General features: G+C 72.1%; 12 protein-coding genes. 4 read left to right on the plus strand and 8 right to left on the minus strand.

Going from position 1 to position 12,261, the window contains the following annotated elements; genetic code table 11:
• The first annotated feature begins 45 nt into the window (after positions 1 to 45).
• Positions 46 to 918: an STAS domain-containing protein gene (locus ACZ60J_RS03790; RefSeq protein ID WP_469678774.1), complete on the plus strand. Its 873-nt coding sequence runs from the start codon at positions 46 to 48 to the stop codon at positions 916 to 918.
• A gap of 11 nt (positions 919 to 929) precedes the next feature.
• Here the strand turns inward: ACZ60J_RS03790 and ACZ60J_RS03795 are convergent, their stop codons facing one another.
• Positions 930 to 1,883, minus strand: a complete 954-nt coding sequence (locus tag ACZ60J_RS03795; protein ID WP_469678775.1) for a helix-turn-helix transcriptional regulator — start codon at positions 1,881 to 1,883, stop codon at positions 930 to 932.
• A gap of 179 nt (positions 1,884 to 2,062) precedes the next feature.
• Between ACZ60J_RS03795 and ACZ60J_RS03800 the strand changes: the two genes are divergently transcribed.
• On the plus strand, positions 2,063 to 3,775 hold the full coding sequence (locus ACZ60J_RS03800) for a SpoIIE family protein phosphatase (protein ID WP_469678776.1): 1,713 nt from the start codon (positions 2,063 to 2,065) through the stop codon (positions 3,773 to 3,775).
• A gap of 49 nt (positions 3,776 to 3,824) precedes the next feature.
• Here the strand turns inward: ACZ60J_RS03800 and ACZ60J_RS03805 are convergent, their stop codons facing one another.
• From ACZ60J_RS03805 to ACZ60J_RS03820, 4 genes are all read right to left on the minus strand, one after another.
• Positions 3,825 to 4,547, minus strand: a complete 723-nt coding sequence (locus ACZ60J_RS03805) for an STAS domain-containing protein (RefSeq protein WP_469678777.1) — start codon at positions 4,545 to 4,547, stop codon at positions 3,825 to 3,827.
• Positions 4,548 to 4,628: 81 nt separating this feature from the next.
• Positions 4,629 to 4,991 carry a helix-turn-helix transcriptional regulator gene (locus ACZ60J_RS03810; protein WP_469678778.1) on the minus strand — a complete coding sequence of 121 codons (363 nt, stop codon included), beginning with the start codon at positions 4,989 to 4,991 and terminating at the stop codon, positions 4,629 to 4,631.
• A gap of 110 nt (positions 4,992 to 5,101) precedes the next feature.
• Entirely contained in the window at positions 5,102 to 5,443 is a 342-nt protein-coding gene (locus tag ACZ60J_RS03815) for an STAS domain-containing protein (RefSeq protein WP_469678779.1), read from the minus strand.
• Positions 5,444 to 5,645: 202 nt separating this feature from the next.
• Positions 5,646 to 6,077 carry an ATP-binding protein gene (locus tag ACZ60J_RS03820; RefSeq protein ID WP_469678780.1) on the minus strand — a complete coding sequence of 144 codons (432 nt, stop codon included), beginning with the start codon at positions 6,075 to 6,077 and terminating at the stop codon, positions 5,646 to 5,648.
• Positions 6,078 to 6,203: 126 nt separating this feature from the next.
• Between ACZ60J_RS03820 and ACZ60J_RS03825 the strand changes: the two genes are divergently transcribed.
• Positions 6,204 to 6,419, plus strand: coding sequence for a DUF6479 family protein (locus ACZ60J_RS03825; protein ID WP_469678781.1), 216 nt, complete (start codon positions 6,204 to 6,206; stop codon positions 6,417 to 6,419).
• Between the two features lie 135 nt (positions 6,420 to 6,554).
• Positions 6,555 to 7,232, plus strand: a complete 678-nt coding sequence (locus ACZ60J_RS03830) for an HAD family hydrolase (RefSeq protein WP_469678782.1) — start codon at positions 6,555 to 6,557, stop codon at positions 7,230 to 7,232.
• Between the two features lie 31 nt (positions 7,233 to 7,263).
• Here ACZ60J_RS03830 and ACZ60J_RS03835 read toward each other — a convergent pair whose 3' ends face one another.
• The 3 genes from ACZ60J_RS03835 to ACZ60J_RS03845 all read right to left on the minus strand — a co-directional run bounded on the left by ACZ60J_RS03835 (position 7,264) and on the right by ACZ60J_RS03845 (position 12,127).
• Complete coding sequence (locus tag ACZ60J_RS03835; RefSeq protein ID WP_469678783.1) at positions 7,264 to 7,587, minus strand: plasmid stabilization protein; 324 nt, start codon at positions 7,585 to 7,587, stop codon at positions 7,264 to 7,266.
• A 224-nt stretch (positions 7,588 to 7,811) separates the two neighbouring features.
• On the minus strand, positions 7,812 to 8,183 hold the full coding sequence (locus ACZ60J_RS03840; RefSeq protein WP_469678784.1) for a DUF6188 family protein: 372 nt from the start codon (positions 8,181 to 8,183) through the stop codon (positions 7,812 to 7,814).
• 2 nt (positions 8,184 to 8,185) lie between these two features.
• Positions 8,186 to 12,127 carry a polymorphic toxin-type HINT domain-containing protein gene (locus tag ACZ60J_RS03845; protein ID WP_469678785.1) on the minus strand — a complete coding sequence of 1,314 codons (3,942 nt, stop codon included), beginning with the start codon at positions 12,125 to 12,127 and terminating at the stop codon, positions 8,186 to 8,188.
• Between the last annotated feature and the right edge of the window lie 134 nt (positions 12,128 to 12,261).

The following is a 12,261-nucleotide window of genomic DNA, read 5'->3' on the forward strand; positions in this document are numbered from 1 at the left end:
GGGGAGGGTCTTTTCCCGTGGGCCTGTGGAAGGAAGTGGTGGCCCGTGACCGCAGGTCTGAGCGTCTGCCGTCGTCCGGCGCCGTCCGGTGTTCGTGTGGTGGCACTGGTCGGCGAGGCCGACTTCGACACCGTGCCCGCTCTCGCCGACGCACTGCGCCGGGCGCTGGTCCTCTCACCGGTCCTGAGAGCCCTGGTGGTCGACTGCTCGGGCCTGGATGTCTGCGACTGCTCCGCACTCAACGAACTGCTGCGGGCCCGCAGGGCCGCCGAGTCGGCAGGGGTCTCCTTCCGGCTCGCGGCGCCCGGCCCGCAGGTGAAGCGGCTGCTGGAACTCACCGGCACGGACGGCGTCTTCACCCTCGTGGACCAGGTGCCGACGCCGACCGCGGGACTCGGCCACGGCAGTCCCGTCCTTCCCGTCGGGCAGAGCCTCCCCGTGGGGGTGGGCGGGACCGGGATGACGGCGCGGGCCGGGAGCCTGGCGGCCGAAGTCGTACGGCAGATCGGCGCGGGCCTGTGGGAGGTCTCCGACTCCGAGACCGAGCTGGCCCGCACCCTCGCGAAGCGCCTCGGCCGGACCGTCGGCCCGCCGGACGAGCAGGACGGCCTGCCGGTGATCGAGCGCCTGGAGCGCCTTCGCGAAGCGCTGGCACAGGTGGCGATGGGTCTGGCCCGCACGCACGGTCCGCTCGCCTGGTTCCTGGCCCAGACCGCCGAGGCCCTCGCTCCGGTCCTGCACTGGCGCACCCTGCTCGCCGACCCGGATCAGACCTTCGGCACCGTCGTGCCCGCGCCCGCGGAACTCGCCGACGCCGAAGCCGCCGTCCGCCACCTGTGGACCGCCCTGGCCGACCTGGGCACCGCCTCCGACCGGGACGGCCCGGTCGCCGTCCGGCGGGACACCTCCGGCCCCTGACCCCGCTCGGATCAGCTGCGCAGCGTGCCCGCCGGGGTGATGCCGTAGGCCTGGCGGTACGCGGCGGCGAACCGGCCCTGGTGCGCGAAGCCCCACCGCATCGCGATGGCCGTGACCGTCGCCGTCCCCGGATCCGCTGCCCGCAGCTCCTCGTGCGCGCGGGCCAGGCGTACGCGGCGCAGGTGGCCGAGCGGTGTGGTGTCGGAGTACTGGGCGAAGGCGTACTGGACCGCGCGGGGGGTCACGGGGATCGAGGCGGCGATGTCGGCGAGACCGATGTCGCGATGCGCGTTGTCCTCGATGAACTGCCTGGCGCGACGCAGGGTGTCGCTGTGCGCGTCGGTGGTGTCGGCGGGGACGGGGTCGGGGGTGATCTCGTTGGGGAAGACCTGCAGGGCCGTGGCCACGGCAAGGCGTGCCAGCTGACCCGTGACGAGGTCGCTGAGGGTCGGGGTGGTCAAGGTGGTGCGAATGTAGTGGGTCGTGGAGGTCCACAGCCGGGCATCACCGGGATTGGTGGGGGTGAGTCCGGTGAAGGCCGTCCGGAGCCGGCCGGGCCCGCGGACGTCTCGTAGGAAGGCGTCGAAGAGCTCCGGGCCGACGGTCAGGACGTCGAGCGCCGCGTCCGTCATCTGAGCCTGGTAGGCGATGCCGGGGGCCACCAGGGCGGTACCGGATCCCGGGAGGCGGACATCGTGTTCGGCGAGGTCCAGACGCCACAGCCCACGGGTCGGCATGGCGACGACCAGGCCCTTCACGGCGTCGACCTGGAAGGACCAGTCGCCGGGAACCACCATGCTGTCCAGGGCCAGGGGGCCGGCCGCGATCCGGTCGTGCCGCAGCGGCGACGAGGGCACCACGCCGTGCACGCGCACCCCCATGCCGTAGGCCTGGCCGAGGAACTCCCAGGTGTCCTCCGGCCGTGCCGAAACGTAATGGGACCGCACGACCGCGACCTGCTCCATCCTGCTCGCCCCTTCCCGATCCGCGCTGCTCCCCATCGAGTCTGCCCCGCAATCGAAGCCGCCCACCGCGAGGTGGCCGGAGACCGCCCCGGCGCTCCGGGCGGCGGGGCGCCGGGTGGGGTCGATAAACTGGTCGCCGGATTCCGTCGGGTGGCAGGGAGCTGTGTAAGGGGGCTTCGGTGAACCGGTTCGCACGCCTGGCCACCCGCCTGCTGGCGGCCCCCAGCGCCCTGGTGTGGATTGCGGGGGTTCCTTCCGCCGTGGTCGAGGCCTGGCCCGCCGGGTCGTGGGACGACGGCGCCGAGGCGCTGTGCCGTCGCGTGGCGGAGCTCGGCGAGCCCCTGCTCGTGGCAGGTGACGCCGACGGTGGCCCGGCGTTCGCGGGCGTCCCCCTGGTCGGCCCCGAAGGAGAACTGCTCGGTGTCCTGGCCGCCACCGACGTCGGGCCGCGCACGTGGACCGAAGAGGACCTGCACGATCTCGGCGACCTGGGCGCGGCGTGCAGCGCCCAGATGCGGCTGCGCATGCGCTCCGGCGAGGCCCAGCGGGCCGGGGAGGCCGCCGAGGAGGCGGCCTCGCTCGCGGAGGCGGAGGCCGACCGGATGGAGACCTTGCTGAACCGTGCGCAGCTGCTCCTGCGGGCCGCGGAGGACCTCGGTGACACGAGCGGGCTGGAGGAGGTCTGGGCGCGGGTGAGTGAGCTCGCCGGGGGCGACCTCAAGCCCACCTACGTGGGGCTGATCCTGATGGGCGAGGACGGACTGCTGCGGCAGGTGGCGGGGCCCGATCCCCAGGAGGCCCCCCGTACCGCGCCGACGGAGGCGTACGGGACCGACGCGGCCCGGCCCGCGGCCCGGGCCGTTCGGGAGCGGCGCACCGTGGTGGTCGCTGACCGCCGGGCCATGGCGAGCGGGTACGCGCCCGAGGCCCTGGCGGGCTTCGACGAACTGGGGCTGCAGACGCTGGTGTGCGTACCGCTGCCCGGGGCACAGGAGGCGACCGGGGTGCTGGCGCTCGGCTGGGACACCCCGCACGTGGTCGATCCGCCCGAGCGGGCGGTGCTGGCGATTCTGGCCGACTACACCGCACGCGCCGTGGGGCGTGCGCTGTACCTGGACGAGCGCGTCTCCATCGCCCTGCGACTCCAGCAGGCCATGCTCACCGATCTCGTACCGGTCCCCGGGCTGGAAACGGCGGCCCTGTACAGACCGGCCGCGCACCAGGACATGGTCGGGGGCGACTGGTACGACCTCTACCCGCTGCCCGGGCCCGACGGCGCGTGGGCCGTGACGGTCGGGGACATCACCGGCCACGACATGCACGCCGCCGCGCTGATGGGGCAGGTCCGCAGCATGCTCCGGCAAGCCGACATCGACCACCCGGGCCGTCCCCCGCACCTGGCCGTCGAAGCACTCGTCCAGGCGTGTCAGACGCTGGACCTCCCGGCCGGCGGGACCCTCGTCCACGCCCACCTCGCCCCGCGCCCCGGAGGCCACTGGCAGCTCTCCTGGACCAACGCCGGCCATCCGCCCCCGCTCCTCACCCGCCCCGAGGCCACCGGAGCCGCCGGGGCCACCGGGGCCGCCGAACGCCTCGACGCCCACGACGTCCTCCTGCACCCCGCCCTTCCGGCGACGCCCCGAACCACGCACACCCGGCTCCTGACCCCGGGCAGCACCTTGCTCCTGTACACCGACGGTCTCGTCGAGCACCGGGGGCAGGATCTCGACGCGACCACCGACGAAGCCGCCCGCCGACTGGCCGCGGCGAGCACGGACAGCCACCTGGACCTGGACGACGTACTGCGCCAACTCGCCGGCACCGTGGCCCCCGCCCGCCCCGAGGACGACACCGTCCTCCTCGCCGTCCGCGTCGCGCCCCTCCCCCGTTGACCCGTGGCGGCGCCCCGTGCTCCCGACCACGGGGCGCGCGGCGCGGTCGTCAGCCTTCGGCTCCGGTCGAGGTGCGGGCTGCGGCGAAGTCCCGGAGGCAGCGCAGCATCCAGGCGGGGCTGCCCCGGCCGGCCGACGGGAACGCCTCCTCCATCAGCTCCAGGAGGCGGTGCGGCTGGGTCTGCCAGTCGTAGGTCAAGAAGGCGATGCCCCTCTCGTCCAGGCGGCGCGCGCAGTCGAGCAGGCCGTGCAGGCCCACGACGTCGAGGAAGGTCAGCCGCCCCATGTCGCAGGCCACCACGTCGACGCCTTCGAGAGCCGCCTGCACCCCGTCGAGGGCGGGCTTGGTGTCCATGTCGAGCTCGCCGGCGAGGGTGAGGTGCACCGTGGGCCCGTAGCGCCTCGTGCTGATCTCGAAGTCGTACGGACCGTCCGGCGCGGGCGCCCGACCGGAGGCGGTCAGCACGCCCAGGGTCCCGGTGAGGTGCAGCAGACGCGCGACCGGCCGGCTGAGCGCGGTGAGGACGAGGGATTTTCCCGCACCGCGGGCCAGCTCGTTCAGGTCCAGCAGGACGTGCAGGCCCGAGCTGTCGCAGAAGGTGACGGCAGACAGGTCGATGTCGAGCCCGCCGAGGCTGGCATGCAGCGCCGCCGTGAGTTCCGCGCCCACGTCGGCGGCGTCGTCCATGGAGATCTCGCCGCTCACGCCGACGCGGGTTCGCCTGGATCCCGCTTCGACGACCATGTCGAAGCTTTCGGGACGAGAGGTCACAGCCTTGCTCCCTTCACCGCCCCGATGCATGGGGAAGAGGGCCTGGTGGGGTCCCGGTGGGGCCCTGTCTGCGGTTCGCGGTCAGCCGCGCGGATCGCGCGCACGGTGGTCACCATCGGCGGGAAACGGCCCGGCCGACCCGGCCCGGGGCTCGAGGTCGACCAGGAGCTGCAGGAGGTCGGCGACCTTGTGGTGTCCCTCGGCCGGATGGCGAAAGAGGGTCCCTGGGGTGACTTCGTAGTGGTTGCGGCGGCCGTTGCGTCCTCGGGTCAGGTACCCGGCGCTCTCCAGGTCGGTGACGATGGCCTGCGCCGCGCGTTCGGTGAGCCGACAGCTCTGGGCCATGTCCCGCAGCCGGATCTCCGGATCCGCGAGGATCATGGCGAGGATCCGGGCGTGGTTCGTGACGAACGTCCAGCTGCTCCGAGGCTCTGTCGGCTCCATGGCGAAATTATAGGATCCGCAATTCCGGTTTCACCAGACCGGAACCAGAATTCCCGAACGCACGTGTCCACGGCCGGCCCGGACCCCGGAGGCGGTCCGCCCCGGGCTGTTCAGGGCGAGGACGCCAGTCCGACGGCAGGTACGAGGGTGAACAGGTGGCGCGTCGCGGTGAGGTCCAGGACATATTGCGCCTGGTCGGGGGTGCCGGCCAGTTCGAGGGTCCACTCCTGGTCGATGGCGCGGGCACGCAGGGCGAGCAGGACGTGGAGGGCGCAGGTGCCCATGAACGTCACGTGGGCGAGGTCGAGGACCAGGATCCGTCCGCGCAGTACGAGCGCGTCCAGGACGCCGACCAGCTGCGAACAGGTCGCGTAGTCGAGATCTCCGCTCACGGAGACGACGGCCCGCTCCGGCTGCTCGGTGACACCGACGTCGAAGTCGTTCAGGCTCATGGCGCACCCGCCGTTCATGGGAGCCCTTCGCCGCCGCACCGCACCCGTCGTCGAACGCCGTGCGGCCGTCAAGCACGCGACCTGTGCCGCGTACAGTCGCGCGAGCTGCCCCCGGGGGGGGGAACGGAGGAGCCCGCCCGACCAGGCTGATCGGTAGGGAGCGCCTACCCCTGCCGCGTACGCGCAACCGCGGGGCGGGGGCCTACCAGGGGGCGCGGGCGCAGATGGTCTTACCGCCGCCCGGGGCTGGTTCGGCGTGGGTGTGGGTGGTGAGGCGCTTGATGAGGTGCCATCCGTAACCGCCGCTGCCGTCGGTCCGGGGCGGGCGGGGCTCTGCGGGCGCGGGGCTGGTATCGCTGACGCGGATGTCGATGTGGTCGTCGTGGAGCTCCAAGTGGAGCGAGGCGGGTCCGTCGGTGTGGCGGATCGCGTTGGCGACGAGCTCGGTGACGATCAGGAGGACCGCGTCGGCGTACTCGGGGCGGGCGGGCGCACGGATCTTGGCGGCGTGCTGGAGGAAGTCGTCGGTGGCACCCCGGGCTGTCGTCGTGGGCCGGCCGGTGCGAGGCACGGGCCTGTCCAGGACGAGCACGGGCGGGACCACGGAGTCTCCCTCCTGAGGATGCGTGTACACGGCTCCTGCCCCCTCTGTGACTTCCCAGTCTAGGGCGGCCCGCCCCTGCCGGTCCTGCCTGCCCGTCGAGCCGACCGGTGTCCGGGGCATGCCGGTGTTCCGGCCGATCGGGGGTAGGCGCCCACCATGTTCGCCATCGAGACACTCGCGGCCGAAGGCCGGTCCTCCCTGCTCCTGATCCTCGCCGGTGTGGTGCTGGTCGCCCTCCTGCTCGCCGCCTTCTGGTACGGCAGCCGGCGCAGCGCACGTCGGCAGGCCCCGGCACGGCCGGCCGACCAGAACGCCGCGGCGCGCCGCCGCGCGCAGTCCTGGGAGACACCGGAGCACGGCGAGGAACGCTGACCGGCCCGAGCTCCGGAATGAAGCGGGGCGGACCGGGAAGGCGCCGTAGCAAGCAGCCCGGCACTGCTGCACCCCACTGCACTGCATGGGGGGCCGCAGGACGAAAGCTCCGCGACCTGTGAGGAGACCGCCGCCATGAGCCGCAACCGCGCCGCCCTCTTCGACGTCGACGGCACCCTCGTGGACACCAACCACCTCCACGTCGTCTCCTGGTGGGAGGCCCTGCGCCAGCACGGGCATCCCGTACCGATGCACGCCGTCCACCGCGCCGTCGGCCTGCCGGGCGAGGACCTCCTCGATCGCCTTCTGGAAGGCGACCGGGACCGCGGCGAGGACGACCTGATGAGCGCCGCCCACGACACCCTGTACGCCACGTACTTCGACCGGCTTCCCGCCCTGGACTGCGCGGCCGGCCTCCTGCGGACCCTGGCAGGGGCGGGCTGGAAGGTCGTGCTGGTCACCTCCGCGAAGGACCGGGAGCTGAGCGCGCTGCGCCGGGCCGTCGACGCCGATGACGCCATCGCCGACACGGCGACCTCCGACGACGTCGAGGAGGGCAAGCCGGCCCCCGACCCCCTGCACCACGCCCTCGCACTGGTGGGGGCGCCGCCCGAGCGCGCCGTCTTCGTGGGTGACACCGTGTGGGACATGAAGGCCGCGGTACGGGCGGGCGTGGCCGGGGTCGGGCTGCTGTGCGGCGGCATTCCGCGCGGCGACCTGGAGGAAGCGGGAGCCGCTGCCGCCTACCGGGACCCCGCCCATCTGCTGGCCGAACTGGCCGACAGCCCCTTCGCCGCGGTGCCGTCCTCGTGAACCCGGTCCGCCGCCGGCTCGGTCCTCGGCTTCAGTGCCCCAGGGCGCGCTTGAGTTCGGCCTTGTCCATCGTGGAACGGCCCTCGATGTTCCGCTGCTTCGCCTCGTTGTAGAGCTGCGCCTTCGTGGGGCCCTGCGCGCCGCTGTGCGAGCGCTGCCCGCCCCGCTTCGAGGAGGACATGTCCTGGAGCGAGGACCGGCTGGCGGTCTTCGACTCGCCGGCCCGCGCGCGTTCCTTGTTCACCGTGCGGGCCGCGATCTCCTTCGCCCGCTTCGTGCTCTCACCCCGCTGCTCGGCGCTCTCCTTGATGTGCTCGTACTGCCGCTCTCGCTTGGGACTGGAACCACGAGGCATGGCCCCTCCTCGGCTCGTCACGTGCCGGCCCGGCGGCGGATCCCCCGGACCCGCCCTGCGCCTGCCCACACGAGCGCAGCTCACACCCGGACCGTCGCTGACGGGTTCGGGCAGCGGAACACACCGCCGCCCGAGTGCCACACGGCGGACGCGTGGGAGCCCCTGCCGGAGACGTTCCGGCAGGGGCTCCCTGGTTCATGCGGCGGACGCGTCGTCCGTGGCGGTCACGCCGGACCCCATGTCGCCGACTCACCGCCCGGCATGCACACGACCTTGCGGCCGTCGGTGAAGGACAGCTCCCACGCCTCGTAGTCGTCATGCGGCGGAACATCGAGTTCCAGCCCGTTGTCGAGAGTGACGAGGAGCGTGCCGCCGTCCGTGCGTTCCGCGCCCGAGATCGTGGCATGGAGCAGCCGAAGCAGCACGAGGGCACTGTCACCCGGTCGCTCGGGGTCGAACGCGGTCCGGGTCCCGTCGGGTTCCATGACCGTACCGGGCGTTTGGATGCGCAGCTCGGCTCCCTGGTCGGTGTGCAGCACCAGGGCGTAGTCGAAGCTCACGCGGTCGACGCGGTGAGTCTGGAGAGCGAGATCCATGCCTACCATCCGTCAGGAAGGGTGTAGGTGCCGTCCGGGTTCAACTCGAAGTGGGTTTCCGGGTTCTTGCCGGTCTGGTTCTTGAGGGTGATCGGCTGGCCACCCTTATTGTAAAAGCGGACGTAACCGTTCGCGTACCTGGACGTCGGGTTCATGATGCGGATCTCCCGCGACTTGCCGTTCTTGTCCGGCGGCTCGATCCACCGCAGGCCCTTGCCGGTGTCGGCGGTCTTCGCCGACCAGTCGGCGCCCACGCCCCCCGGACGGGTCGGACCCATGATCGAGATCGGGCAGTTCGCAGCCGGAGTGGTGTTGTGGACGAGAACGGGGGTCTCGCCGGCCAGCACGTAGTAGCTGTGCAGGTCATTGACCGTGAGGTCATAGGCCGGGGCGAGCCCGGTCCAGTGACGGACGCCACCGATCCGTGCGACGGTGCCGTCCGGGGTCCGGAGGGTGTCCTGCTCGGTGAGCTCGGCGGCGTTCTTCCACGTCTTGGCGTTCTCGGACCAGAAGGGGTGGTGGTCGGTCGCTGTGAGCGAACCGCCGCCGTCGCCCTGGTCGAGCATGACGTCGGTGAACGCGCGGTCGTCCGGAGTGTGGATCGTGGCCTCGACACGGCGCGGGCCGGTGACCCCGGTAATGGGGTCGGTGGCCAGCACCTCGTCGCCTGCGACGAGCTGCTCGATCGGACGGGTGGTCCGATCACCCATGAGTACGAGGGTGCCCGCGCGGAAGCTGTGCTTGGGCGTCGGCTTCACGCACGGCGGCAGGTCACCCAGTCGCGAGCGCTTGGCCAGGGTCTCCACGCCGTCCCAGACCTTGCCGGCGAGCTTGATCTTTCCGACGGGCAGGACGCCGGCGCCGGCCATGATGCATCCGCCCCAGGTGGGTTCCTTGATGCACTTCTCGATGTCGGCGGCGCCGGTGACCTCCCAGATGCCCTTGCCGATGATCTTGGCCAGTTCGAGGTCGGGCTTGCCGATGACGATGTCGTACGTGTCACGGTTCATCGCGCACGGCGGAAGGTGGTCCCGGTTGTACGGGATGATGCAGGGCTTCTTGCTGTTCTTCTCCGCCTCGGCCTGCTGCTTCTGCTGCTCGTCGGCGATGCGCTTGGCTTCGGCGATCTCCGCCTCGCGCTTCTGCTGGACACTGGTCCAGGCCTGGGTGGCGGCGGTCTCGGCCTCCTCCTTGCTCTTCCCGGCCGCGGTGGCCGACTCCCGGGCACGTGCGGCCGAGGCGTCGGCCTGGCGGGCGGATTCGCGGGCGTAGCCGGCGGAGAACTCGGCCTGGACCGCAGAGGCTTCGGCGGCTTCGGCATCGCGGTTGGCGTTGTTCGCCGCGTTGCGGGCCGTGGTGGCCGATGCTTTGGCCTGGTCGGCGCTCTTGGTGGCGGCGTCAGCGGACTTCTTCGCGGAGGCGGCATGCACCTTGGCGAGGTCGGCCGACTTCTTCGCCTCGGCCATGGCCTCGTTCGCCGTGGCCTCGGCCTTGTTGGCCCGTTCGGCAGCCTCGGCGGCGCGCCAGCGACTGGCCTGGGCGTTGGCGGCGATGATCTCGCCCTCGGCGAGCATCCGGCCGATCTGCGCCCGATGGTGATCGGTCAGATCGTCCTTGCGTGCGGCCGCGTACTGACCCGAGACGACGAACTCGTGCAGCTTCTGCGGGGTGCCGGCCAGGGCCGCCTTGGCGGCGTTGCGCAGCTCGGCATTGGTCTCGGTGCCGTCCGCCGCGTCCTTCTTGTTGACGAGGGCAGAAACTACGACCTCCTCGTCGCTGAGGCGGGCGGAGTACTGGCCCACTTCGAGGAAGGTGGCCAACGCCTTGCCGGAGCCGTCCGCCAGGGCGGCCTTGGCGTCCTTCTTCACGCTCTCGCCGCCGTCGTTGTTCACCTTGGAGACGGCGACCGCGAGGTCGTCCGCGCCCACCGCGTACTGACCGGTGGTGAGGAAGTCGGAGATCTGCTCCGGAGTGCCCTTGAGGGCATTGACGGCACCCGCACGGACGGACGCGTACGGGCTGGTGACGCTCAGCTGCAGGACCCGGTCGCGCTTCTCCTGCAGGCCGACCTTCTGCCAGCCGGTCCGGAGGTAGTCCAGGACCTCGGCGTCCGTACCGCCGAGGACGGTGGCGGCGGCCTGCTGGTTCCAGGCGCCGCGCAGGTTGAGGGCGTCCAGGGCGAGCTTGCGGCCCTTGGCTGCGGTGGCCGCGACGTCCACGCCCGGCTTGGCCGCCTCGGCGGCCAGGGCCTGGGCGGTGACGTCCAGCGCACGCGCGTCGCGGGCGACGGTCGCGCTGGCGGAGATCAGACCTTGGGTCTGCTCCTTCTCCGAGCGGGCGCGCTCCAGAGCGGCCTCGCCGCGCGCGGTCAGCTCTTCCTTCTCCACGTCGAGAGCGACCTGGTGGACCGTCTTGGCCGTGTTGACGGCCTTGGTCACCTGATCGGAAGCGAGCTTCGCCTCGGCCGCCCACTTGCGGGAGTCCGCGGCGGCCTGCGAGGCCTCACCCGCGTACTTCGCCGCGAGTTCGGCGGCAGCGGCCGCCTTCTCGGCGTGGTTCGCGGCGGAACGTGCCGCGTCGCGGGCGTCGAAGGCCTGCTGGGCCGCACGGCGTGCGAGGCCGGCAGCGTTGTTGGCGGCGCGGTTCGCGGCGGCGGCGTAGCGGCGGGCCTCGGCGGCGGCCGCCCGGGTCTCGGCCGAGTAGACGCCGGCGGCCTCGGCCTGACGGTTGGCCTCCTCGGCGGAGGAGGCGGCGTCGTTCGCGTGGTTGCCCGCGTCGCGGGCGGCGTCGCCCGCGAGACCTGCGGCCAGCGAGGCGATGCCCGCCACGTTGGCGGCGTCGGCCGAGGCGCGCGTCAGGACCGTCACGTTGCGCGCGATGACGGCGGCCTGCCTGGCCGCATCGGCCTTGGTGGCGTCGTTGGCTGCCGCGATGGCCGCGTTGTAGGCGTCGTTGGCGGCGCCGGCTGCTGCTGCGGCGGCGTTCGCGGTCTGCGACGCGGCGAGTGCGGCGGCACGCGCGGCGCGGTTCGCCGCGTTGGCAGCACTGATCGCCTGCTGGGACGCGGCTGCGGCCTGTCGCGCCGACTCCGCCGCCTGCTGGGACTTGTAGGCAGCGCGCTTGGCGTCCTTACCCGCCTCGGCCATCTCCTGGGCGGCCTTCGCCGCTGCTGCCTTGGCGTGCTCGGCGGCCGCGACGGCCTTGGCGGAGGCCGCCTCGGCCTTCTTCGTCGCGGCTTCCGTCTGGGTGCCGGCCTCCTTGGCCTGCTCCACCAGCTGGGCAACGGTGGCGTGCTCCTGGTCACGGTTGCGGGCGACGTACTGGCCCACGTCCAGGAACTCGGCGATGTCGTCGGCCGAACCCCGCAGGGCGTTCTTGCCCGCGAGCTTCATGTTCGGGCCGCCGGAATTGATCAGCTTCGAGACCTCGACCTCGTTGTCGACCTCCCGGGCGTCGTACTGGCCCTTGTCCAGGAACTTCGCGACCGCGTCCGGACCCGCCTTGAGCGCGGTCTTGCCCGCCTCCTTGACGCTCGGTCCGCCGAAGTTGATGACCGTGGAGGCCTCGACCTCGCGGTCGTGTGCCAACGGCTCCTGCCAGCCGTTGATCAAGAACATGTTCAGATCACTGCGGGTACCGCGCAGCGCCTGTTTGGTGGCGGCCCGCACGTCGGGGCCACCCGTGTTGAACATCCGGCTGGCATAGACGTAGTCGTCGTCGTACTGGATCTCCGGTGCCTCGACGAGGAACCTCGTGATGTCCTCGTCGGTCCCCGTGAGGGCGCGCTCGGCTGCCACCTTGATGCCCGGGCCACCGGACTGCCAGTACTCGACGGCCAGTCTGCGGCCGGAGGCAGGGGGCGGATCCGCTTCGAAGCCGTCGTCGTCGGCGGCTGCCGGCCACGCTCCGAGGAGACCTGCGGTCAGCGCCAGGGGAAGGGTCACGCCGGAGATGCGGCCGAGCGTCCTTCTCACCCTTCCGGGCGGTGTGACGGAGCCCATGGCCCCGGATATAGATGTTCGCCGTCGCATACGGCGCTCCCCCTCGTTGGATATGCCTTCGCTTTTGCGTGGACATG

The organism is Streptomyces sp. NPDC104226 (assembly GCF_055584085.1).